Source organism: Paenibacillus sp. TAB_01 (assembly GCF_043945595.1).
In the GTDB taxonomy this organism is placed as follows: domain Bacteria; phylum Bacillota; class Bacilli; order Paenibacillales; family NBRC-103111; genus Paenibacillus_S.
Genome location: NZ_JBIFNP010000001.1, coordinates 4,759,108 through 4,784,036 on the forward strand (window position 1 = coordinate 4,759,108; position 24,929 = coordinate 4,784,036).

The 24,929-nt window shown below is 52.3% G+C and carries 21 protein-coding genes and 1 pseudogene; all 22 read right to left on the bottom strand.

All coding sequences use genetic code 11. The annotated features are described in order from the left end of the window. Positions 1–2: 2 nt before the first annotated feature. The 22 genes and pseudogenes from ACHHV8_RS23055 to ACHHV8_RS23160 all read right to left on the bottom strand — a co-directional run bounded on the left by ACHHV8_RS23055 (position 3) and on the right by ACHHV8_RS23160 (position 24,922). Entirely contained in the window at positions 3–1,178 is a 1,176-nt protein-coding gene (locus ACHHV8_RS23055) for a sulfatase-like hydrolase/transferase (RefSeq protein WP_395161789.1), read from the bottom strand. Between the two features lie 34 nt (positions 1,179–1,212). After that, a pseudogene (locus tag ACHHV8_RS23060) lies at positions 1,213–1,437 on the bottom strand (sulfatase-like hydrolase/transferase); the annotation flags it as partial. Positions 1,438–1,504: 67 nt separating this feature from the next. Further along, on the bottom strand, positions 1,505–1,936 hold the full coding sequence (locus ACHHV8_RS23065) for a Gfo/Idh/MocA family protein (protein WP_395161790.1): 432 nt from the start codon (positions 1,934–1,936) through the stop codon (positions 1,505–1,507). Between the two features lie 51 nt (positions 1,937–1,987). Next, positions 1,988–3,439, bottom strand: coding sequence for a sulfatase family protein (locus tag ACHHV8_RS23070; protein WP_395161791.1), 1,452 nt, complete (start codon positions 3,437–3,439; stop codon positions 1,988–1,990). Positions 3,440–3,445: 6 nt separating this feature from the next. Next, positions 3,446–4,981 (bottom strand): arabinosylfuranosidase ArfA, encoded by a 1,536-nt coding sequence (arfA, locus tag ACHHV8_RS23075; protein WP_395161792.1) that lies wholly within the window; start codon positions 4,979–4,981, stop codon positions 3,446–3,448. Between the two features lie 12 nt (positions 4,982–4,993). Next, positions 4,994–6,589, bottom strand: coding sequence for an extracellular solute-binding protein (locus ACHHV8_RS23080; RefSeq protein WP_395161793.1), 1,596 nt, complete (start codon positions 6,587–6,589; stop codon positions 4,994–4,996). A 41-nt stretch (positions 6,590–6,630) separates the two neighbouring features. Further along, entirely contained in the window at positions 6,631–7,518 is an 888-nt protein-coding gene (locus tag ACHHV8_RS23085) for a carbohydrate ABC transporter permease (RefSeq protein ID WP_395161794.1), read from the bottom strand. 15 nt (positions 7,519–7,533) lie between these two features. Continuing rightward, positions 7,534–8,472, bottom strand: a complete 939-nt coding sequence (locus tag ACHHV8_RS23090) for an ABC transporter permease (RefSeq protein ID WP_395161795.1) — start codon at positions 8,470–8,472, stop codon at positions 7,534–7,536. Between the two features lie 276 nt (positions 8,473–8,748). Beyond that, positions 8,749–10,110, bottom strand: a complete 1,362-nt coding sequence (locus ACHHV8_RS23095) for a sulfatase family protein (protein WP_395161796.1) — start codon at positions 10,108–10,110, stop codon at positions 8,749–8,751. An 18-nt stretch (positions 10,111–10,128) separates the two neighbouring features. Further along, a complete protein-coding gene (locus tag ACHHV8_RS23100) occupies positions 10,129–11,013 on the bottom strand; it encodes a carbohydrate ABC transporter permease (RefSeq protein WP_395161797.1) in 885 nt (294 codons plus the stop codon). A gap of 13 nt (positions 11,014–11,026) precedes the next feature. Further along, positions 11,027–11,917 carry a carbohydrate ABC transporter permease gene (locus ACHHV8_RS23105; protein ID WP_395161798.1) on the bottom strand — a complete coding sequence of 297 codons (891 nt, stop codon included), beginning with the start codon at positions 11,915–11,917 and terminating at the stop codon, positions 11,027–11,029. Between the two features lie 77 nt (positions 11,918–11,994). After that, positions 11,995–13,320: an ABC transporter substrate-binding protein gene (locus ACHHV8_RS23110; RefSeq protein WP_395161799.1), complete on the bottom strand. Its 1,326-nt coding sequence runs from the start codon at positions 13,318–13,320 to the stop codon at positions 11,995–11,997. Positions 13,321–13,420: 100 nt separating this feature from the next. After that, positions 13,421–15,067 (bottom strand): response regulator, encoded by a 1,647-nt coding sequence (locus tag ACHHV8_RS23115; protein ID WP_395161800.1) that lies wholly within the window; start codon positions 15,065–15,067, stop codon positions 13,421–13,423. Continuing rightward, on the bottom strand, positions 15,064–15,954 hold the full coding sequence (locus ACHHV8_RS23120; RefSeq protein ID WP_395161801.1) for a sensor histidine kinase: 891 nt from the start codon (positions 15,952–15,954) through the stop codon (positions 15,064–15,066). The genes ACHHV8_RS23115 and ACHHV8_RS23120 overlap by 4 nt, the downstream gene beginning before the upstream one ends. 66 nt (positions 15,955–16,020) lie before the next feature. Then, positions 16,021–16,872: a cache domain-containing protein gene (locus ACHHV8_RS23125; protein ID WP_395161802.1), complete on the bottom strand. Its 852-nt coding sequence runs from the start codon at positions 16,870–16,872 to the stop codon at positions 16,021–16,023. A gap of 117 nt (positions 16,873–16,989) precedes the next feature. Continuing rightward, positions 16,990–19,098 carry a helix-turn-helix domain-containing protein gene (locus ACHHV8_RS23130; RefSeq protein WP_395161803.1) on the bottom strand — a complete coding sequence of 703 codons (2,109 nt, stop codon included), beginning with the start codon at positions 19,096–19,098 and terminating at the stop codon, positions 16,990–16,992. 227 nt (positions 19,099–19,325) lie between these two features. Beyond that, on the bottom strand, positions 19,326–20,045 hold the full coding sequence (locus ACHHV8_RS23135) for a hypothetical protein (protein WP_395161804.1): 720 nt from the start codon (positions 20,043–20,045) through the stop codon (positions 19,326–19,328). After that, complete coding sequence (locus ACHHV8_RS23140) at positions 20,042–20,827, bottom strand: ABC transporter ATP-binding protein (RefSeq protein WP_395161805.1); 786 nt, start codon at positions 20,825–20,827, stop codon at positions 20,042–20,044. The genes ACHHV8_RS23135 and ACHHV8_RS23140 overlap by 4 nt, the downstream gene beginning before the upstream one ends. Next, on the bottom strand, positions 20,793–21,815 hold the full coding sequence (locus tag ACHHV8_RS23145) for an ABC transporter ATP-binding protein (RefSeq protein WP_395161806.1): 1,023 nt from the start codon (positions 21,813–21,815) through the stop codon (positions 20,793–20,795). The genes ACHHV8_RS23140 and ACHHV8_RS23145 overlap by 35 nt, the downstream gene beginning before the upstream one ends. A gap of 20 nt (positions 21,816–21,835) precedes the next feature. Continuing rightward, on the bottom strand, positions 21,836–22,708 hold the full coding sequence (locus ACHHV8_RS23150) for an ABC transporter permease (RefSeq protein WP_395161807.1): 873 nt from the start codon (positions 22,706–22,708) through the stop codon (positions 21,836–21,838). Beyond that, positions 22,705–23,646 (bottom strand): nickel ABC transporter permease, encoded by a 942-nt coding sequence (gene nikB, locus ACHHV8_RS23155; protein WP_395161808.1) that lies wholly within the window; start codon positions 23,644–23,646, stop codon positions 22,705–22,707. Before nikB ends, ACHHV8_RS23150 begins: the two co-directional genes overlap by 4 nt. 1 nt (position 23,647) lies before the next feature. Beyond that, entirely contained in the window at positions 23,648–24,922 is a 1,275-nt protein-coding gene (locus ACHHV8_RS23160; RefSeq protein ID WP_395163601.1) for an ABC transporter substrate-binding protein, read from the bottom strand. Positions 24,923–24,929: the final 7 nt, after the last annotated feature.

Consider the following 24,929-nt stretch of genomic DNA (forward strand, 5'->3'; position numbering starts at 1 on the left):
CGTTAGTTAAGCAGGCTGCGCATGAACGTTTCTGCAAGCGCCCGCTGCAGCACAAACCGCTTCGCAGCCAGCTCCGGGTTATGAAGGACATTGCCGAATTCCTCCGGATCTTCCGCCAAATCGATCAGCTCCGTGAAGGTTTCGTCCGGCTTGTCTACCTGGATATACTTGACGACGCCGTCGCTGATCGCTGCGAAGCCTTCTCCCTCGCAGAAAACATACGGGCGCCCGCCGTTACGGTGCAACTCCAGTAAATCGGAGCTGTCCGCAGCCGGGATCGGAAGCCCGGCGGCCTGCAGGCAAGTTGCCATAATATCTGTCAGCATGACCTTGGCCTCCGACCGGCCCGGTGCGGCTTCGCCCGGGGATTTGACCAACAGCGGCACGTTCCAGACATCTTCGTAGGCGCAGTTGTTTTTGCCCCAGATGCCATGGTGGCCAAGCATTTCCCCGTGATCTGCGGTAAACAGGATCAGCGTATTGTCTCCAAACCGCGCTCGAACCGCTTCCAGAATGCGGCCGATTTGCTCGTCAATCAGCACGATGTTAGCGTAATAGCTGACGGTCAGCCGCTCCCAGTACTCGTCCGTATAGTTTTTGCACGCCCTATCCGGGGCTGCACCGGCTCCGTCAATGCGTCCCGGCCCATGGTAGCTGCTATGGTGAATCCGGCTCGGATCGTCCAGCTCCCCTGGCTTCAGCCGGCGCGAAGGAAGCTTCGTCTTATCTACCGCAGCGTTGTAATCGGCCGGCGCATCGAACGGATAGTGCGGACCGCTGAACGAAATCCATGTAAACAGCGGTTCTTCCCGGTCGTACGCGGCGATATATTGTTCCGCCTTCCGTCCGACCCAGCAGTCCGGATGCCATTCCTTCGGCAGTGGATAAGGATATACCTTCATCTTCGATTTATCCCAGGCTGCGGCCCGGTAAGCTTCGAGCATGCCCTGCGCGTCCAGCTCCTTGCTGAAATCGTCATAATACCAGGCCGATACGAGCTTGCCGTCCTGCAGCGTAAGATCGTCAATGCCAAGACTGCGATAATATTGCTTATGCTCCTCGTAGGGGAGCGTACAATCCGGCCGGGTTTCGCCATACTTGACCGGGATAAAATGACATTTCCCGAACACCGAGGTCCGATAACCGCCTTCCTTCAACTCGCCGAACAAATTCGGCACCTTGCCGGTCCAAGCGGCACTCTCGGAAATTGCTGTAAGCCCCGTTATTGTGCGGCAGCTTGCCGGTTACGATGGCGCATCGCGAAGGAAGACACCACGGGCTCGCCGTATAAGCGCATTCAAATTTCATCGACTCCGCAGCAAGGCGGTCGAGATTCGGTGTGGAGATGGCCTCATTGCCGTAACAGCTAAGCGCATCCTTGCGCAATTCATCTGCGGTGATAAGCACGATATGAGGTCTCTCGGATGGAAGAGTCATTTTCAGTCACCCTTTCTTTTGACGAAAACGTACCATGCACCGAAAGCTTTGCCTATATGTCATACCTCTAATGGTTTGTGATTCGGGCGGGACCCAATGTGTAAAATCGCTTCGGAATTGTCATACCCTCATTTTTTGCTGTATGACGCCTGAACCCGATCTCATTCATGAGAATATCGGCTTCCTTGAGATCGTATACAAGCGGTTTCTCAACCAGCAGCGGGAACCCTGCCCGAATGATCTGCAGCGTCGGCTCAAAATGCTCTTGGTTCGGCAGACACAAGCTGACCAGTTCCGGCTGCTCCCGGTCCAGCATCCGAGCGATATCGGTGTAAGCGTTGGCGCCGAATTCGGCGGCCCGTTTCTTCGTTTTCTCCACGCTGCGTCCCACGATAGCGCATAAGTCGACATCCTCGCGGGATTGGAAAACTCTCGCATGCTGCCTTCCCCAGCCCCCCGCCCCGATCAGGGCCACCTTCAGCCGTTTGTGATTGTTCATGGTTCGAATCTCTCCTTTCATGCAGTTCGTCAAAGTAGATGGATCGCATTGCTACCAATCCGCGAGACGCTCCGGAAGAGGATCTGCCGTGAAGGCCATCCGGTCCGAGAGCAGCTCGAGCAGAGCCGCTTTCACCTCTATGCAGTTCGCTTGATCGTACAGATTGTGATGCTCCTGCGGGTCCGCCTGCAGGTCGTAGAGCTCTCCTTCCTTCGTCGAATGCACCCGAACCAGCTTATATCTGCCGTCAAAAACCATGGTCGCTTGAGGAGGCTGGTCGGGATGCCATGGCTGGGCGTTGTAATACTCGCAGTAAACGCTTTCGCGATGCGCATTCGGAGAACGCTCGCCGGAAAGCAGCGGCCATAGCGATTTACCTTGAATCCCCGGATACAGCGGGAGACCTGCCGCTTCAAGCAACGTGGGAGCGAGGTCGACAAGCTCGACAAGCGCCTCGCTTCGTATCCCCGAAGCGATCATCCCCGACCAGGCGACGATCAGGGGAACCTTGACCAGCTCCTGATAAAAGTACGGACCCTTCCAATAAATCCCGTGGTCTCCAAGCATTTCGCCATGATCGGACATAAAGATAATAAGTGTATTATGGATTTCGCCCGACGCTTCCAGCTCCTCCAGCAGCCGCCCGACCTGGATATCCAAATGCTCGAGCATCGCCCACTGCGACGCCCGGGCGGCCCGATGCTCAAGCTCCGTCATCTCGGAAAAATTAAACGCTCCGTTGAAATTGTATGCCTTCCGGCTGTCCATCTGCTGATAAAGCGGCTTGCCGGCAAGCTCGCCTTCCGCATAGTTCGGCAAAGGAATTTCGTCACCGAGCTTCATGTACTTATCCATCAAGTCCCTCGGAGGATCGAACGGATGATGCGGGTCAAAAAAGTTGACGGACATAAACCACGAATTTCCAAACTTCCGGTTGGAACGGATAAACTGCAGCGCTTTGTCTGTGCACCATGTCCCTTGCCTATCCTCCGAATCGTTGCCGTAGAATGTCTGCCTAATCTCGTCCATCGGCTCGCGTTTCAACGAGACTCCTCGGCCGTCCAGCCATTGTAAGTACTCGTCCAGCGCCCAGGAATGCCCGCCGGTAGCATGCGACCAATAAAAAGCGTGATAGCCGTCGTCGATCCGCTCCTCCACTCCCTTGCATACGTCCGGGTGGCAGGGCGCCAGATGCAGCTTCCCCGCCAGCCCGCAAAGATAACCGTGCTCCGCAAATAGTTTGCTGATCAGTTTTTCGTCGGCAGGCATTTTCTGCCCGTTCTGCCGGCAGCGGGTTGTTCTGGCATACCTTCCCGTCATGAAGCTGGCTCGGCTCGGCGTGCAAACCGGGCTCTGACAATAGGCCTGTTCGAATAACACACCCCAAGCCGCAAGCTTGTCGATGTTCGGCGTACTCACCATGGAGTTGCCGTAGCAGCCCAGCGTATCGGTGCGCTGCTGGTCCGTGCATATCCATAATACATTAGGTTTTTTTTCGGACATTCGGACTCATCCCTCCTCAACGAATGCTTGAGCCTCTCTCGGCTTCAGCCGGAGCACATTCCAGGACACGGGCGCAAGCGTTGCGGTGAATTGATTATTCTTCACTTCATAGGTGTTTTGAATCCGCGGGACGATGTTGTCCGAATGCCCCGGCGAATTGCAGGCATGGGCCTCCCCGTGCGACAGCGCCACATGCTCGCAAAACTCCAATGATACAAATCCTCTAAGCTCGTAGCTGAGCTCCAATTCAAGGGACGCGCTTCGGTTCACAGTGAAGATCGTAACCTCCCCCGTATCCGTATCGTGAACGGCTACTGCATCGGCTAACGGCGCACCGGCGAAATCCTTGGTCGAAATTTCCGGAACGTGCAGCTGCACGGGTACCGCCGTTCCCCTCCCATACATCGAAGCGTGCAAATAAGGATAATACACCGTCTGCTTCCAGGCTTCCGCGCCCGGTATTGTCATAATCGGACCAAATACGTTGACGAGCTGAGCCAAACAGCCAATCTTGATCCGATCGCTCCGCTTTATCAAGGAGATTAGCATATTGCCGAATACAACCGCATCGGCCATCGAATATTCGCCTTCGCAGAGTGCAGGACCGATGATCCATGGCTCCGCATTGTTCGTCTTCCAGGTTGAGGGAACCACATTCCATTCGTCAAAGGACAGCATTATCGTCTTCCCGGAGCGTTTCTTCGCCCGGATAAAATCGCACGCCGCTACAATCGAATCGATGTACCGGTTCATGCTGATGCCCTTGACCAGGAAATTATCCAGGTCGTTCTCCGCATTGTCGATATACATATGCACCGATAAATAATCGACTTCGTCGTAGCATAGATCAAGTACGGTCGCATCCCATTCCGGAAAGGTAGGGAGCTTCAGGCTGGAGCTGCCGCAGGCTACCAGCTGCACCGAGGGATCAATCCGCTTCAACACCTTGGCGGTTTCTCGCGCGAGCGTGCCGTATTCTTCAGCGGACTTGTTGCAAATCTGCCACGGGCCGTCCATCTCATTCCCCAGGCACCAAACCTTATACGCATACGGCTCCTGCCGGCCGTGGCTTCTTCTCAGCTCGCTGAGTGCCGTTCCGCCTGCCACGTTACAATATTCCATTAGCTGGGCCGCAGCTTCCACTCCCCGGGTTCCGAGGTTGACGGCCATCATCACCTCGCTGCCTATACGGTCCGCCCAATCGGTGAACTCGTGCAGACCGACCTCGTTCGTCTCGATGCTCTTCCATGCGGCGTCCATGCGGACAGGCCGCTCCGCCTTAGGGCCTACGCTGTCCTCCCAGCGGAAGCCCGATACGAAATTCCCTCCAGGGTACCGGATGACCGGTACGTTCAAATCCTTCACAAGCGCTGCTACGTCCGTGCGGAAGCCGTTTTCATCGGCCTGCGCATGCTGAGGATCGTAAATCCCGCCGTAGACACACCGGCCCATATGCTCGATAAAGCCTCCATAAAGGCGCGGGTCGATCTCAGATATCGCATAGTCCCGGTCAATAATCGCTTTTCCTTTTTTAGCTGTCATGAAAGCCTCCGGTTATTTTTTTATCAGTGTGTTCAGGGCTTCCTGATACATGCCCTCCAGCTTCTCGATCCCCATCTTCTTCAGCGTATCCGTATATTTTCCCCAGTCGCTTATCGGCACGTCACCCAAAATAAACTTGGCCTGCATTTCCTTAATGTAAGTGTCCATATCGGTGCGGATTGCAGTGATTTGCTCATGCTTTTCTTTCGCCAGCAAAGGCATAGGGTGATAGTTTTTAGGCAAATAATTTTTGACCGTTTCAAAATCTTCAGGTCTGGAGGTTCCTTCCATCATAGGCCGTACATGCTTCTCCGTGTAGTATCCCAGCTCGAAGCCGCCGGGCCAGATGGTTCGTGCACCGAGTTCAACGACCAGCCCCTTGGAGCTGTTCATGATCTCCGGCTTATATTTAAACTTGCCGTCCGCGGATTGGGAATAGGTATCGCCCTCTTGGCCTCCCATGTACATTAACATGGCGCCTTCGTCGCTGTAGAAGTAATCGAACATTCGCATCGTAGCTTCCGGATGCTTGTTGGCTTTGGTAATCACCGCTTTGGCCCCTCCGAAGTTAACGTCCTGCCTCATATTCCACAGCTGATCGCCGTCAGGGCCCTTGAGCGGTACGATGCCTTTATAATCATTGGCAAATTTCCCCGCATTCTGGGACGATAGCAGCGGCGTGAAGCCGACGCGATTGCTTGCAAGCTTGCCTAAATACAGCTGATCCGTTTGCGTGAAAATCTCTTTATCGATCAATCCGTCCGCATAAAGCTTGTGTGCGTATTCCAGCAGCTGCTTGTATTTGTCATCCGTCACCCAGAGGTGCACTTTATTGCTCTCATCTACGTTGGCGTAATAATCCAGATTCCGGTTCAGCCCGAACATCCCTTCCAAGCCGCGCATGGCCCAATCCATATTGTGCGCAGTATACGGAATTTCGTCCGGTTTGCCGTTGCCGTTTAAATCTTTCTCTTTAAACGCTTCCAGCACCTGGTACAGCTCGTCACTCGTTTGCGGCACCTTCATCCCCGCCTTGTTCAGCCATGCCATGTTCAGCATGGGGAAGCGCGGCACTCCGAATACCCCGTCGTCAATAATGCGCGGAAGCGTATAAATATGGCCGTCCGGCGAAGTAATCGCCGACTTGACTTCCGGCCTTTTACCGAGAACTGCCTTTAAATTGGGCGCATAGTTATCGATTAATTGTTCCAATGGAATGAGAATGCCTTGTGAGCCGTATTTGGTCAAATCCTGGGGAGAAATGACTCCTTTGATGAAGAAATCGGGCAAATCTCCGCTTGCGATGGCAAGGTTGACCTTTTCCGTAGCATCCTGGGGAGCCGGTGTCACCCAGTCTACGTGGATGTTCGTTTTTTCCTCCAGCTGCTTCCACAGAGCCATCTGTGCGTAGTCTCCGAGCTGCGCATCCTTGCGGGCGAAGCCCTTTAAAGTAATTTTATCTTTCACTACCGGGAACCCCGCCGGGTTCACTCCATCTTTTTGCGCCTGCTCAGGTCCCTGGTTCGGCTGGCTTTGGCATCCGAGAATTGCAATGGGCAGCACCGCCGTAACCGCAGCCGTCGCGGCAAGCTTTCGTAATCGTTTCATTCAACAGACCTCCTCAAATTCTCTCTTTTGACAGACTGGATTTATCCTTTAACAGAACCGGCCAAGGCTCCTGTAACAAAATATTTTTGCAAAAAAGGGTAGAAAATGAGCATCGGCAGGCTCGCCACCACAATGATGGCGTATTTGATTCCTTCCGCTTGAAACAACCGATCCGCATAGCCTTCATCCAGCGTGGCGAAATCGTCGACTTTGGAAGAGATGAGAATATCCCTCAGTACGAGCTGCAGCGGATACAGCTGTTTGTCGTTTAAATAAATGAGCGCTTGAAAAAAATCGTTCCAATGATACACCGAATAATAAAGCGCAATGACGGCCATAATCGGCTTGCACACCGGAATGACGACGCTCCATAAATATCTCGTGTTGCTGCATCCGTCCATGAAGGCCGCTTCCTGCAGCTCTTTGGGCAGCGTGCTGATGAAATAGGTTCGCATAACGATCAAATTAAACGTATTGACGGCATGCGGAAGCACCATAGCCCAAACCGTATTGACCAAGCCCAGGTTCTTCACAATGAGATACGTAGGAATTAACCCGCCTTGAAAATACATCAGAAAGATCAGCAAGCCGAGAATAAGCCTGCCCCCCTTCAGGTCACTGCGAGATAACGGGTACGCGGCCAGCGTCGTCAGGATCATATTGATCGCCGTGCCAAGGACTGTGTATAGGAGCGTATTCCCGTACCCGCGCCATACATCCTTGTTTTCCAGCACCTTGCTGTAGGATTGCAGTGTCCATTCCTGCGGCCAAAACAAAATTTTTCCCTGCGCCACGAGGGTCGGACTGCTAAACGAGCTGCTGAGTACATTCAAGAGAGGGAGCAGCACGCATACCACCACACAAGCAATGACGAAATATAAGGCCGCCCGAAACCAGAAATCTTCATCCGTTAGTTTGCTTCTCACCACCAGGCCCACTTCCTCCTACCATAAGCTGTTGTTCGTCAATCGTTTAATGATTTGGTTCGCCGTTACGAGCAGGGTGACATTAATCAGAGTATTAAAGAGTCCTACGGCGGTAGACAGACTGTAGTTGCCCTGCAAAATCCCCGTGCGATACACGTAAGTCGAGATGACGTCGCTGGACTCCATATTCAGCGAATTTTGCAGCAGCAAAATTTTCTGAAATCCGACGTCGAGCAGGCTGCCGATCTGCAGCACAAACAAGATCAGGATCGTCGTCAAAATACCCGGGATCGACACATGCAGCATTTGCTTCAGCTTGCTCGCGCCATCCATAGTTGCCGCTTCATACAGCTCGGGATTAATGCCGGCAAGTGCGGCAATATAGATAATTGCGGTCCAGCCGGTATGCTGCCATACGTGCGAAATGACGTAAATCGATTTGAAATAGGCCGATTCCGTCAATAAATTGGCCGGTTCCAATCCGAACCATCCTCTCACAGCATTGATAAAGCCGTCCGGCGAGGTGAAGATCGTGATCATCCCCGCCACAACGATGACGGACACAAAGTGAGGGAAATACGTAATATTTTGCACGAACTTTTTGAGCTTCAGCCATTTGACCTCGTTAAGCTGCAGTGCCAACAGGATGGGCATGGGAAAACCAACCGCCAAGGCGTACAGGCTGATCCCTATCGTATTGGACAATAGCCTTTCAAAATAGTACGAAGAGAAAAACCGCTGAAATTGATCGAATCCAACCCATGGGCTGTCCCAGAAGCCGAGCGATGCCGAAAAATCCTTGAACGCAATTTGTAAACCGTATAACGGCTGTACGTGAAAAACAAAATAGTAGGCCAGAACGGGAACGAGCATGAGATAAAGATCTGCATTTCCCCAATTCCATTTGCGCGGTCTATGGCGCTGCCTTACCGATTGCTGTTCCATGGTTTCATTCATTAACCATTCACCTCCTCTGTGCGTGTGGTCAGGTCTCCAAAATGGAAATCTGATTTTCACTATGCAGCACATGGCGGCAAACGTAAATATGCGAGTATATCCCGGAATGCAAGCGCTTACTATGCAAGCTAAGCTGCACATGGCATGCTTGTCATAAACATTGGGGCAGATATGCCCTTGCTCTCCCGCCTCCTGCAAAAGGATAAGTCAAAACGGAGCCCTTCCCGCGGGCTCCGTTCTGACTTACATGCTCATTAAATTATTTTCAGTGTCGTATTAGCTCCAAGCTTCCTCTTCCGAGACTTTGCGCTGGCCTGCCGGACGTACGGGAGCCGGATCAATTACCGGCACCGCTTCCCCGGCTTCCGCCATCCTTCGCTGCAGCCTTTGCTGCATAATATCGGCTACCGCATGATGCGATTCCAAGCCGATTAAATTGTTCAGCTCGTAAGGATCCGACTGCAGATCGTATAAGTGGGTCTCTACATAACGCATCGAACCGGCGGATGTGAAGGCATCCTGCTCCGGTGCCGACACGACATACTTCCATCGTTTCGTCCGGACCGCACGTCCCACCTCAGACTCGCTGATCTGCACAAATACTTCCTCCGGCCATTCCACCGACCGGCCTGTAAGCAGAGGCATCAGCGATCTGCCTTGCATCGTCGGCGGCACTTGAATCCCCGCTGCATCAAGCAGCGTCGGCGGTATATCGATCAAGCTGACTTGCTCCTGAAGCTGGCGTCCTCCCATAAATCCCGGGCCGGTGAAAGCCGTAGGCACTCGAATGGAAGCATCGTGTCCCGAGCGCTTATATTCCCCGTTCCGGGTTTTGAAATGGCAGCCGTGATCTGAAGTAAACAGCACGATTGTGTTGTCATCGAGCTCAAGCGATTTCAATGCGTCCAGCATGCGCCCCAGAGCCTCGTCCAGCCGCTTCACCATTCCGTAGTAACCGGCAATATGCTGATAGGTAGAGCCTCCGAGTGCCGCTAAATCCGGCGGAATCCAGGCGCCGGTGTACTTTTCCCGATAGCCGTCAGGGGCCGGATAGTCGTCCAGATGGTTCTGATGATGCGGCTCCAGGAAGGAAACGAACAAATAGAACGGATCCTCCTGATGATTGTCAATGAAGCGTATCGCGGCATCCGTCATGGCATCCACCCGGTATCCCGGAAGCTTCACGGCTTGGTTATCGTTGTCATACAGCACCGTGCGATACGAGTCGGAGCTGAATTCCAATACATCGGCGGCGAGCCAGTAATCGTAGCCCCCGCGCTTAGGCTCGGATACAGGCTCCTCCTCGGCCAAATGCCACTTGCCGATATAGCCTGTCCGGTATCCCTCGCTTTTGAAGTAATGCGCCAGTGTCTGCGTCCCTTCCGGCAGCGGGATTCCGTTGACGAAGCATCCGGTCGTCGTCGCGTACATCCCGGTTTGCAGGCAGGAACGGGCAGGCCCGCAGACGGGCTGGCACGTAAAGGAATGCGTCACGTGCGTCCCCTTTAACGCCATTCGGTCGAAATTGGACATCAGGCCGAGCGGGTTGCCGTGCAGTCCCGAGGTATCCCAGCGCTGCTGATCGGTAAAAAACACAATTACGTTGGGACGACGCTGTTTTGCTGGTTTTGCCATCATACTCTAACCTCCAAATGATTATTCTTTCACGCCGCCTGCCGTCAATCCCTCTACCATATACCGCTGAAGGAACATGAACGCGATCAAGAGCGGAAGCGTGGCCGCAGCAGCGGCCGCCGTAGCTCCCGACCAATTGGCTGCATATTCGCCCAGGTAGGTGAGGGACAAGCCGGGACTCAGCGTTCTTTTCCCGATATCGCTTACAAGCGTGAGGCCGAACAGGAAATCATCCCATGCGATCAGGAACGTGTAGATGCCGATCGCCATAATGCCCGGCTTCGATAAAGGCACGATAATCATGAACAATGTTTTGAATCGGGAGGCTCCATCGATCTCGGCCGCCTCCTCCAGCTCCTTGGAGATGCCGTTAAAGAATGTGCGCATCAGCATAATACTGAAAGGAAGCGACGTGGAGGTCGAAGCCAAAATAAGCACGTACAGCGTATTCAACAGATGGAGCGCTTGATATTGGGAATACAGCCCAATGACCAGCGTCACCGTCGGAAACATCTGTGCCGATAGAAAAAGCAGCGTGAGCAGGTTGCTGCCCTTAAACTGGAACCGGGATAAGGCGTATCCTGCAAAAATGGAAACGATAATGCACAGGATCGTCGCCCCCGACGCCACCAGCAGCGTATTTTTATAAAACGTCAAGAACACCGCTGACTTTAAAATTTCAGTGTAGCTCGCAAGCGTAGCATGCAGCGGAAACCATTTCGGCGGCAGCTGCATGAGCTCGCTGTTGTTATGCAAAGAAGTGACCAGAATCCAGTACACCGGAAACAGCAGAAAGAGTAGCACGACCCCCAAAATGACATACAGAAAGCCGTTGTTCTGCCTGTACGCTTTCTTATTTTCGGCACGCATCGTTTTTATGAGCCGCACCCTATTCACAGCACTCACCTCAAGTCCCCCCCTAGTTGTCTTCCCGGTTCATCACACGGGTGAAGATGACGGAAAAGCCGAACAGCAGTACGAGCCAAATCACACCGATCGCCGAGCCCTTGCCCATCTCATATTTTGAAAATGCCGTAACATAGGTCAATATCGCCAATGAGGTTGTGGACCCCGCAGGCCCGCCGTTCGTTAGCGTATAAAACAGAGTAAACATCTGGAAATTGTTAACGATCATAATGAGTGTGACGCTCGCGATGACCGGCTTTACCAAAGGAAGAGTCACCCCGGTGAACAGCCTCCAGCCGCTCGCCCCGTCGATTTTGGCGGCCTCGTACAAGCTTACCGAAATATTTTGCAAGCCGGCCAAAATCATAACCGCAACCAGGGGGCATTGCCGGAAAACGGCAACAACTATAATCGAGGGCATCGCAAATCCGATGCTTTGCAGCCAGTTGATATTACTGGATATAATCCCCATGTGAAGCAGCGTATAGTTCAGCACGCCGTAATCGGTCTGGTAAATCCATAGAAAGATAAGCGCAGTCACAATCGTCGGAATTGCCCAGGGAATCATCACAATACTGCGAAAAAACGCACGGAACCGGATATTCTGGTTGAGCACCAATGCCAATACCATCCCGATGACCAGGTCGATGCCTACGGTAAACACTACGTAAACAAGCGTGACCTTGAGAGAGTGGTAAAACTCCTGTGATGCCAGCAAAGAGGTATAATTCGCAAAGTTATTCCAGCTACGGTCCGGAGACAGCAGCGAGTAGTTCGTAAAGCTCATTAAAATCGATTTCACGAGCGGGCTCAATATCGTCAAGCCCAGCAGCAATATCGCCGGAAGCAGTAAAACCGAAGCAAACAGCGCGTTTTTGCGTTGTCGAGACAATCTCAGCTGCATGTTCTCACCTCATTCATCTAAGCCTGATAGCCTACCGGACGGGACCGATTGCTTCGTATCCCGCCCCCGGTACGGACTTATTTTTTATAGAGCTCCTTGATTTTAGGCATAACCATGGAAATCGCTTCATCCGCGCTTTTGCCGCCTTCGGTCACAAGCACGATCATATCCGTCGACACCTGCATCGCGTTATCGAATTTCGGATTCGCCGCCGGCAGCGGCGACGCGGTTTTCATTTGCTCGTTGAATACCTTGGCGTACTCGTCCTCGTTCATTTCCGGCAGTGTGGAAACCGACTTGCGCGAAGACATAACGCCATTCAGCTTATGGTAGATCGCCATCGCGTCTTTCGAAACCAAATACTTGATGAACTCCGCCGCTTCCGCTTTATGCTTTCCTGCCGACGTCAGTACGAGCTGGTGTTCAGTAAATACCGTTTCGCTTTTCCCGGATTTGCCTGTCGGAACCGTGGTCACGCCCCACTCTTTATCGAACGCTTCCCCTTTACCGCTCATGGTCCTGAAATTCGTTCGGCCGAAGTCACCGTCCACGACCATACCGAGCGCATTGTTTGCGAACATCGGGCGCAAATCCTTCATCATCGCCCCTTTGGGCGATACTTTATTGTTGATCATATCTTTGACATAGTTCAGCGAATCTTTAAGCGCCGTCCCCTGGTCGTAAACGATAGTCCCGCTGTCATCCACAAACTTGCCGCCGTAGGAGTAATTGATGCGAAGCAGCATATTTCCGGTATAGGACTCGGAAGCGCCGTTCTCGCCGATACCATAGATCGGATTGCCCTTGTCGTCCTTACCGAGCGCAGCGATTTTCTTGGCCATATCGATCATCTCGTCCCACGTCTTCGGAGGCTTCTCGGGATCGAGGCCCGCTTTCTTGAACAGCGTTTTGTTCCAGAACAGGGCGCTCGGATGCGGCGCCCAAGGCATCGCCATCACTTTCCCGTTAAAAGTAACGCCTTTCTTGCTGCCGTCCACGATATCTCCGATTACATCCGTCCCAAGTGCGGTTTCCAGCGGATCCGCGATATTCGCGCCGACAAACGCCGGCGTAAAGTTCTGGTTCGACATGGCCACATCAGGCGGATTGCCGCCTGCCGAGCTGACCAGCACCTGATCTTTAAACTGTGCGAACGGAATGCCAATCGACTTGATTTTGATGTTCGGATGACTTTTCTCAAAATCGGCGATCAGTTGATTGTACGCTTCCTTCGTACCGTCTTCCACAGATATCCAGTTGGCAAAAGTGATCTCCACCGGCTTGGCTGCGCTGCCTCCGGCGCCGGACGTCTTGCCCGCATCCGTTCCCGCTCCGCAGGCTGCCGTTGTGAGAGCAAGACTGATGCATGCGGCTCCCATTCCGATCGATTTCCAATGATTCATAACTGTTCCCCACCTTTTTTCTTTTAGGCTGCGGTATGCTGCGATACCGTTATGTTTATTATAAAAAGGCTAGAGCATCCGTTTTGGTCAAATGTTCGGGTCATTTGGTCTTATTTTCGTATGTTCGGGCCAATTGCTGCTTATATTCCATCGGCGTCATGCCGGTCGTTTTCTTGAAAACCTTCGTAAAGTAACTGCCGTCCGGATACCCGACCTTCTCGGCGAGCATCCCCATCCTCGTTTCACCCGCCAGAATCAGCTCCTGCGCCTCGCGGATACGGACTTTCGTCAAATACTCGTTAAAGCTGACCCTCATTTCCTTCTTGAACAGCTCGCTTAAGTACGTTTTATTCAAATGAACGAAGTCCGCCGCATGCTGCAAAGAGATGTCCTCGGCATACGATGTCTCGACAAACTCACATACTTTGCGGATGGGATCGCTGTACGGACGGCTAAGCTGCTCCGCCTCTTCCAGATCGCGGGTCATCCTTGCAATCAGCCATTCCTTTACCTGCCAAAAGGTCGAATGCTCGGTAATTTCCTCATGAGGCACATTCCTCTCCTGGGGTGCCGCCGCTTCATGAGACGGCTTGAAGGAACGAAGCAGCCGCTGAACCTGGTACACGGTCTCCAGGCAAAACGATTTCAGCTCCGCCTCCGGCATTTTGCCCTGGCCCATCTGCTCGAGGAACTGCTCCAGACGCTCCAGCGCCTGGCGATATTGGCGCCGGTTGAGCAGCTTGGACATCGCCTCCAGCTCCGTCTGCGCCTCATGGGAGGAATGGCTATGGACAAGCGTCCTGCCGTCCTGAGCCCATGCAATCGTTCGCGTGCTGTAAAATCGCTTATGACTCAAGGCCTCGGCCGCCTCCTCGTACATCCGCCCCAGCAAAGTGATGCCGGCGCCGGGCAGACTGATGCCTATGGACACCGGCAGTCCCAAGTAGTCCTGCAGATGGACCGCAATCCGGTGCGCATATAAATGCACGGACTCCCTGAACGACCTGTCTCCCGATAGCGGCGTATTGCACACCGCCGTGTACCATCCATGCTCGCTGACAAAGCAGCAGCCGTTGCCCGTCTCGGTCAGCAGCGTTTCGTCCACGATATTCACCACGGCGGAATCGAGCAGCTCGCGGTCGTGAATTTTTACCGGCTGCTCCTCCGCAGGGTCATCATCCGGCCGGATAATCATGAGCACGACAGACTTGTTTTGCAGCGGGATGTGAAATGTGCTCATCTTGACGTCGAACTCTTGTACAGCCATCGGCTTCCCCCGGATCAGCTCATTGAAATACATCGAGCGAAGCGCATATTGGTTGACCGTCAAGGTGGTTTTCAGCATATACACCTCTTCCGCCCGGTTCCGCTCCTGCTCAAGCTCCGTCATTACCTTGCCAATGACCTCGCGCAGCGCTTCTACCGTAACCTCGGCCTTTAAAATATAATCCCGCGCCCCGGCCTTGATCGCCTCCGACGCGTAATGAAACTCGCTGTAGGAGCTCAAAATAAGGGTGCGCACCGCCGGGTGCTCTTCCTTCAGCCGGCGGATCAGCTCGATGCCGTCCATGACGGGCATCTTGATGTCGGTGATAACGAGATCGACCCGCTTCTCGCCGCATACCTGCAGCGCCTCTTGTCCGTTCCCGCAGGAACCGGCAATATGAAGGGGCAGCCCCGTTTGACGAATCAAAATATCGAACCAGCGGCGAATTTGCGCTTCATCGTCCACAATCAGTACATTCATTTCCGTTTCAGCTCCTCTATTCGGATAAACACAGGCCATGTGAGATCGATCGCCGTTCCTCCCTCAAGCAAGCTATGGACCTCAATTCCGTAGCTGTCGCCGAAATGCAGCCGCATACGGTGCTGTACATTGCGGAGCCCCATGCCGCCTGCGGAGGAAAGCATCTGCTCGGTAAGCGTCTTTGCTCCGTCCGGTCCTTCGGCCAGTGCGATGCCGACCCCATCGTCACGGATGCGGAAACGCACATTATCGCCCTCCATCCAGCCTTTGACGATAATGCGTCCGGGGCCATTCTTGGGCTCGATGCCGTGGAAAATCGCATTTTCAACAATCGGCTGCAGCAGCAGCTTTAGCGTACCGTACGGTTCGATCCGTTCTTCAATGTCAAACTCGACAAACAGCTCTCCGTACTGCCGTGCCATTTGGATATGCACATAATTGCGCAAGTTATCCAATTCCTCGGCAATAGGGATGTATTCGCTTTCAGCCGATAACGTTTTCCGCAGCAGCTTAACCAAGGCAACAATGACCGAGTCTACCTTTGCAGGCGTATCTGTCAGAAGCAGCGAACGAATGGACGCGAGTGTGTTATACAGGAAGTGAGTATTGATTTGCGACTGCAAATTTTGCAGCTCGGTTCTGCGCTTAAGCTGCTGCTCTTCAATGACCTTGTCGCGGAGCTCTTCAATCCTGGCAACCATACGGTTGAATTTTTGCGCGAGCTCGCCGACCTCGTCGCTTCCCCGAATCGTGGACCGTTCGCTTAGATCGCCCATTTCCACCTTTTTCATACTTACATACAGTCTGCGAATCGGAATGGAAAACCGGCTTGCGATAACATAGGATACGATGATGGACAATCCGAGTACAAAAGAGAAAACGATCAACGTATACCATTCCGCCTGATCAATGTTCTGCAGCAGCGAATCCAAGGGTGTGTAACAGACAATGGTTCAGCCGGTGCTCTCCACCTTGTGATACGTAACCAGCATGGGCCGTCCGTCGATCTGTTCTTTAAAATGCCCCGTATTATCGGTAAATTGGTGATAATACGGCTCTTGGCCGAGCTTCTGACCGAGCGTGCCTTTATCGCGCGCGGAGATGATGACCCCGTCCTTGTCGAACAGCAGCATGCGCTCTTCCTTCTGTGCGGCCTCCGCATATTGGTTATACAGAAAGCTTTCCCCGACGTTAATCATAAGCAGTCCGACCGCCTTATCCGCCTCGAAATCCTTGAGCAGCCGAACGACCGATACGTAATGATCCTCATTAATCGTCGGGATGAGCCGCTTCGATGGGTTGGAAACCCATAAGGTTCCCCCGTTCAGCTGCGCCGCTTGCGGGTACCACGGCTCCGCCTTGATGGAATCGATGCCGATTTTATTGCCGCCGTAAAACGTATGCAGCTCGGTGCCGTTGAAGCCGAAAATCGAGGTATAATATTCCAGCCATGTGTAGGCATAGCGGTAAGTTACGATCAGCTTGGTCAAAAACTGGCTCTTAGCCCGCTCCTGATAGGCTTGATTTTCCGGCGGCGCGAGCAGCAATGACCGCAGGTCGTCATTGGAAAAGTAAATATTGGAAATCGCTGTCAAATCTGATGCCATAATTTCCAGTTTCTGCGAAATCAGTCCGAGCGATTTCAGCTTGGCGGCACCGGCCTGCTCCTCAATCGTCCGCTTGGTGATCGCAAGGGACGTATACCCGAACACGCCCAACGGAAATACAATCAGGCACAGGAAGGCAAGGAGCATTTTTTGCTGAACGCTGCTTTTTTTAATAAATAGCTTGCTTACTATCGACATGTGTTGTCCCCCTCTCCCTCTATCTTATCAGAAACGATTCGAAAAGCATGCAGAAAACCATGCAGCCCTTCACAAGAAAAACAGCCGATTTCGTCGTACCGAAAACGGCTGGTCTTCCTATTTCTTATGAAGCTTACGGTATTCACCCGGAGTCATTCCTTCCAGTTGCTTGAATGCTCTGGTAAAGCTGGATACATCCCAATAGCCGACCTCGCCGACCAATTCCTTAATGCTTCGTTCCGTTGCCACCAGCGCCTTCTTAAATGCCGCAAACCGCAGCGCCTTTAAGAAATCTGAGAACGATTCCCCTGTTTCCTGCTTAAACAGCTTGCTTAAGTAGGAGGGGGTCATCCCAAAGTGCCGTGCGGCATAATCCAAGGACATATCGGGAGACGGATACCGCTCTTGGATCCATTCAACAATAGGGGCGAATAAGGTTTCGTCCTTCTTATTCTTCTCCTCTAACGCAGATTCGCACAGCTTTCGTGCAAGATGCAGAAGATGAGTCTCCAGCTGTTCGGCTGAGTGAAACTTAAGCAGCGCTCTGATTTCTTCCTGGAAACTGTCCGGCCGAAGCTTATTGACGATTTTGATGACCATATTGATGATATCGTAGTAGATATAGCGAACCATTTCCAGAGAATGATCCCTCGAGGCGATCTTGGTGAACATAAGGCGAATCGATTCCTCGGCCAGCATGATATCCCCCTGCAGCAAGGATTGGGACAGCCGCACCTGCTCCTCAAGCGGATACCAGAACCGTTCCTGCGCTTGGGTAAAATATTCATCGAAGAAAATGGCTCGGGTTTCCCCCTGATGCGGAAAATATTGAAGAACGCCCTTGGCTTCAATGTATGAACGATGAAGATCTTGCAGTCTTAAGCATACGCCACCGATCCCTGTTACCGGTTCCACTTGAAGCTGCGCTCTCGCCCTTTCGTTCATCATTTCCAATTGCACGGCCAGCTTCCGTCTACTGTCCGCCTCATTCCGCAGATTCACAATGAAGGCTATTGCGTCCTCATGATGCAGCTCCACGCCATAGCCGCTGCCCCCTTCAAATTGCAGCGAGCGGTACATGACTGCTAAGGCCGATCTGGCTTCCGCCTTTAGCTCCGTGCCGCTGCGGAATTGAATATAAGCTGCCATAAACCTTCCGCCGCTGCCAAGGAAGCCCTCCACTTCGTTCAGCTCAGGCTGATCCAGGGATTTCCCCTCAAGCAGATGCGATAGCCACACCTCTCGAATGACCTCACCCTGCTCGTGAATCTTGCTGTTAAGCAGCTGATTATTTTCCAGCGTTCTTTCCATCGTGCTCTGCAGCTTGCGTACCGGCGCATAATTCCGGGCTGTCAAATAAACACCGATAAGTACGGCGCCGGCGGCAAAAGCAAAGAGGAGCCACAGCATGAACCGCTGCATATTACGGACATTCTGAAACAGCCGATTGTTCGGCAAGATAGTAATGAGGCTCCAATTCGTCTTTTCGGATTTGGCAAGCAAGTACGAATAAGAGGTACCCTCGTAATCAAACGCATGAATACCCGGTTCTTTATTGGCATGAATTAATTCTATCAACCGCTGCTCCGAGATATGGATGCTGCGATTATCTACCGCAAGAAACTTACCCGCCTGATCCAAAATAAACGTGCCGCTGTCCGACATGCCGCTCACGCTCTGAACGATATCCGTTAAGGCGGAGGCGCGGATCGCAAAAGCCAGAACTCCCGCGGGCGCGGAGGAATAAAGCGGAATCGGGATGAACATGCCGACCGTATTGCCGCCAGCCAAAGCACCTGCCTCATCGCCTGAAGCTATACTTTCAATAGTCAAAAAGTACAGCTTGTTCCAGCCATACTCAGTATACATATACTGCTTGAATGAATCGCTGGAGAAGCTGCCTGAAGAAGTATACAGCATGTCGATATTTCGGTAAAACAAAAATATTTCGCTGATGAGCGGATTCACATCCTTGTATTTCTTAAGGAGCGCTGCCGTTTCTACCGGCCTGTAGCCTTTATCAATCGAGTAGGGAGCCAGCTTGGTATCACTGGAAATTTGCTGGGCCGTCTGCAAGAGGGCCGATACGCTCGTATCCAGGTTCATCTTGGCTTGATCCAGCTTATTCAAATGAAATCCGGTGATTTCGGCCTGCAGATTTGTAACCGCATTCAAATATAGAATGACGCCAAGGATGACGACAGGAATCGGACCCGGCCAATACATATGAAAATAAATATTTATAAAATAACCTTTTGTTCGGCATAAGCCCCTCCGCTAGTCATAGATAACTAAAAAGCATCAAGCGTACCCGCGTCTTCACTGCGATCAACTTATTTCCACGGAAGCATTCCAGCTCTATTGGGACTACGCGGGGCGCTTACCCTACAGTTCAAGTTATAATACCATTGCAGATAGGATGATGACCATATGTTATTAACGTACAGACTATGTTATTTACTCCAGTGAATTAAAGCAACATCATGAATCATGCCGTTTTTTCGCCGCGTTGGAAAAGTTACGTACGTATGCACAATATTTAACTCATGCAAAAGCCCGGATAATACCTCCGCTCGTTCCCTTTCCGTTACCTGCCCGTTCTCTTTGACTCGTAGCGGTCCTGCGAACGGCCTGCCGACAGACTGTATTAGGAACACGTGACGCCGTGCGGTTTCGTTCATTTTCAGCAAGCTTGCTTTCATATCGCGGATACGATAAAAAGCGTTGGCTCCAAATACGATATCCGCCTTGAGTTCGGGAGCTTCCTCCCACTTCGTAATGATCGCTTCAGGAAGCGGTCTGTCTCCGACAGGCCAGCTGCCGCATAGCTCCTTATACATCGCCTGCGACGGTTCAATAAGGGTAATCTCATGGACATAGGGGGCAAGCAATTGCGTGAAGCCGCCTGTTCCGGGCCCTATTTCCAGCAGATGATCCCCCGGTGAGAGCATCCCGTAGACGGTATTCATTAAAGCTTGGGTGTACGGGGCTAACGGATTCCGCTCATCATAAGCAGGCGCGTTCAGGACCCAGAACTTCTCTTCCTCTGCATCCAGGCCTACGCGGACATCTTCCGCAGCCGCTTGCTCCCAGGCTTGAATCCAATATTCAGAAGGCGTAAGTGCAGAGGTCGCTGCTTTGATTTGACATTCGTTTTCTCTCCTTATATTCATGGTTTCATGATGGATGAAAAGGCTTTAAAAGCCTGCGTCAACTGTTGTGTATAGGGATGCTCCGGCTGCTCCCATACAGCCTCGCTATTCCCCTGTTCTACCAAGCAGCCCTTGTGCATAACCGCTATTCGATGAGAAGTATGGCGTACGAGGTCCAAATCATGGGAGATGAATAAGTAAGCCATCCGATATTGTTTCTGAATGTGCTGGAGCAGTTCAATGACTTGCGCTTGTACGGAAACATCCAGCATGGAAGTGGGCTCATCAAGAATGAGCAGCTTGGGCTCTAAAGTCAGAGATCTGGCAATAACGACCCGCTGAATCTGTCCCCCGCTGATCTGATGGGGATACCTGTACAGAAGGTCGCGGTGAAGCCCGACAAGCTCCAAAAGCTCCAATATTTTGGCTTCGCCGGCTCCTCTGTCCATCAAACGGTGCAATGTTATCGGCTCCATCAGGCTTCGAAGAATGGTTTGCCGTGGATTGAATGCGGAGTCCGGATGCTGAAATAAAATTTGCATTTGCCTGCGGAGCGGCTGCATCTGTTTCATCGTAAAATTGGAAATATCGTGGCCGTTAAACACAATATGGCCCCCTGGATCTGCCGGAAGAAGCTTCAGCAGGAGGCGGGATAAGGTCGATTTGCCGCAGCCGCTCTCCCCTATTAAGCCTAATGTCTCCCCTGGCGCTATCTCCAATGAAATATTGTGAACCGCCCGAAGGCTTCGTTTATGCAGCCAGCCGCTGCTAAAGGTTTTGCTCAGGCCGGCGACCCGGATCATAAAGAAAACACCTCACTTTGCTGCCTTCCGCCGCTTTCGGACTGCTGCAGTTGCTCTGTATGGATGCCGAAGGCATAGCTGCAGCATACAGCTCCGGCATCCTTAAGCCGCATTCGGGCCGGCTGTGTCTGCACCGGCTGTAAAATGAGCAGCCGCTGCCCGGTTCCGTCCAGCTCGCGCTTGAACCCGGGATGGGCACCATCCCCCGGGCAGGCATCGATGCAAGAAGCCCTTGGGTATACGGGTGTCTGGGGTTTCGAAAAATGTCTGCGGCATGCCCCTGCTCCACGATCTGGCCTGCATACATGACACCGACCACATCGCACAGCGATTCCGCTACATGCAGATCGTGCGTGATGACCAGCATCCCCGCGCCTGTCTGGTACGCGACCCTGCGCATCATTTCTACCGTCTGGTACCTGACCATCGCGTCCAAGCCTTTGGTGGGTTCATCGGCAATAATTAGCGACGGATGGCCGCACATGCCAATGGCGGCAAGAACCCGCTGCTTCATCCCGCCGCTAAGCTGAAAAGGATAGCTTCCCAGCTTGTGCTCCGGTTCAGGCATATGCAATTGGCTAAGCAGCCGCTGGGCCTCTTTATTCCATTGCTTGCCGCTGCTCGTTCTGCGGTGTCGCGCGATAGCCTCTTTCAACTGATACCCTATTGTCAGCACAGGATTAAGAGAGGCTGCCGGATTTTGCGGGATCAGAGCAATTTCGCTTCCTCTCCATTTACGTATGCTTTTCCGGTCGAGCTTTAACAAATCTTGTCCTTTGAACACGATAGATCCGGTGACTTCGGCCGTATCGGGAAGAAGACCGGGAATCGAAAGGCCAAGAACCGATTTACCGCTGCCCGTTTCACCGATCAGACCCCAGATTTCTCCTTGATGCAGATCAAGAGAAACCCCATTTACTGCATGAACCATCCCTTCTCGGATACGAAAAGAAGCCTTCACCTGACGTATTTGAAGAAGCGGAGCCACATACTCACTTCCTTCCCGTATTAAAGCAGCGATTTCTCTTGAGTCGATTTAGTATCCAGCCTGTCTCTCAGGTAATCGCCTATCCAGTTAATACACAATGAAACGATGGCAATACAAAGCCCGGGAGCCAGCATAAGATGGGCATAGCTTCGGAAGTACGGCCTGGCATCATTCACCATCACTCCCCAATCGGCCTCCGGCGGTTGAAGCCCAAGTCCCAGAAAGCTCAGCGAAGCGATGGATAAAATAACTCGTCCGATCCGGATCGTAAATAATACGATTAATGGTCCTATCATATTAGGAAGGATGTGACGGAGAATCATATAACAAGGCCCGGCTCCAAGGGCGCGGATGCCTTCAACATAAGGTTCTTCGCGGAGCTTCATTACTTCACCGCGAACGACACGCGAGAATTCCGGCCATGAAGTGACGATAAGGGCGATGAACAAGCTCTTCATCCCGGGCCCCAGCGTACCGGCAATGGCAAGCATGAACGCCAAGCCCGGCAAGCCTTGAAAAATGCTGACGATCCCTTGGATGAGATCATCGATCCAGCCTCCCCAATAGCCTCCTATTGTCCCGATAATCAGACCGAGCCCCATCGTAACGGCCGTTACCGCAATGGCGAGAACGATGGAGACTCTTCCGCCATAAAGAAGCCGGCTGAACACATCTCTTCCCAGCGTATCCGTCCCCAGAATATGGGCTGGCGAGAGCGGAGCGAGACGCTCCGACATCTGAACCTGATTGAGGTCATACGGCGCGATCCAAGGTGCCAGGAAGCTGCATAATAATACGAACAGAAGCACGAGACATGCGAACCCGGCAGCCCCCTTCATCAGCGTTTCATTGGCGGGGCCCCCATTCAAGCCGCGTTTCAGCTTCAGCTTCATTGAAGCTTCCCTCCCAGCCTCAATTGCGGGTGTATCACAAGATAGGAGAAATCAACCAATACATTGAAGGCGACATAGACAAGTCCCGTAAATACGACATAGCCCTGTATCACAGGGTAATCTCTGCGAAAGATCCCATCCATAGCGAATCTTCCTATTCCCGGTATGGCAAAAATCACTTCCACAATGACCGAACCGCCCAGAATGGCTCCAAAGTATGAACCAATGACGGTAATGAGCGGAATCATCGCGTTACGCAATGCATGAATGAGTAATATGCGTATGTCGCGCAGTCCTTTGGCTTTGGCGGTTACTATATAAGCCTGATTCCATACCTCAAGCAGAGCCGCGCGTGTTAAGCGCATCAGCACCGCACTCGTTCCTGCTGCCAATACGATGGCGGGCATGATGAGGTGCTTTATCGTTCCATAACCGCTGGTCGGCAGCCAGTGAAGCTTTTCGGAGAATACCGTGATCATCAGAATAGCCAGCCAGAACCCGGGGATGGAAACCAACGATAATGCTGCAATTCTAGCTGTATGATCCACGGCCGTATTTTTCATTAGAGCCATCAGCATGCCCAGTGGAATCCCTGTCCCAACGGCAATGATTAGAGCCATGCCCGACACGCTTAACGTGACGGGCAGCCGGCGAAGGAGTTCTCCGCTCACGGATTCTTTCGTCATGTAGGATGTTCCCAGATCCCCGTGACAGGCTCTCCACAGCCAATGAATATATTGGACCGCCATCGGATCGTTCAGTCCAAGCTCCGCTCGCTTGGCATCGATCTCGGACTGCGTCGGCTCGTTGACCCCATTCAAGGTTAAAGCTTCGACCGCAGGATCTCCGGGCGAAGCTGCACTTAAAGCAAAAGCTATTAAAGAAATACCCATCATGACCGGAATGGCTGCCGCTATCCGTCTCAAGAAGTACATCATCTTAAGAGGCCCACTTGAGCTCGGGAAGCGTCGTTCCGTAAATCGTCGCTTTATAGCCTGTAATTTTCTTGTTGTAAGCAATCAAGCTGGCATCGTTAAAGAGGGGAATCGTCGGTAGATCGGATGCGGCAATCGTCTGAAGCTCGTTATAGATGTTTTTCCGCTCGTCCATACTCAAGGTGGTTTTCACTTGATTGAGCAGCTGGTCCACTCTGTCATTCTTGTATCCAAGGCTGTAGCTCTTATTGCTGGAGCCCGTGCTGGATAAATAGTTGGTGAACAGCGTATACGGATCTCCGTTCGGCAATCCTTGTGTGGCGAGAGCCAAGTCATAATCCCCTTTGGACTGCGCTTCCTTGAATGCCGCCCCGTCCAGAATCCGGATATTGACGTCCAGCTGCAAATCCTTCAATACGGACTGGAACAGCTCCGCTTGCGCTTTATAAGGATAGCGGTCCAAGCCATAGGTCGGAACGATCAGATCGATGCTTTTTCTTTGACTGCCAAGGACTTCAACAGCTAATTTCTTCGCTTCCTCCGGGCGGTAGTCCGGCTTCATATCTTTATAGAAAGGCGAGGTGTTATTCAAGAAATTCACCGTGGCCGTTGGATAACCCAGGTAAAGCTCCTTCACTAACTGCTGACGGTCGATCATCATGCTAACGGCTTGACGCATATTGGGGTTATCGAAAGGCGCTTTTTTCCCATTAGGGTGCAGGTAGTGAGAGATCGTCGATTTGGTCGCCGATATTTCGAATTGCGAATCCTTCAGCAGCTCCTTCGCTAAGGTCGGCGGGATCGCGCCCAAGTCCATCACCCCCATAATTTCGCCGGACTTCAGCGCAGCAAGCCTGGTATCGGGATCTGGAATCACGCGAACGCGAATCCGCTTGGCAGCCGCTTTCTCCCCGTAATATCCGTCAAAGGCTTCCAGCAGGGCATATTGATCCTTCTGATGCTCGACCAGCTTGAAAGGGCCCGTCCCTTGCGGGAGTCCGTTGAAATCTCCCTTTTCATTGAAATTTTTGGGACTATAGATCGGGCTGGAGAAATTCACCATCGAATACAGCAAGGTCGGCTGCGGATTTTCAAAGACGAGCTTGAAGGACATGTCGTCGATTTTGACGACGTCTTTTAATCCTGGATAGGAGCTTTTGATATCTAACGTATAGAACGGTGAACTCTTGGGGCTGACCTGCTTGTACCGGTTAAAGTTAGCGATCACCGCATCGGCATTCAGCTTCTCGCCATCATGAAATTTGACATTCTCCCGCAGCTGAAAG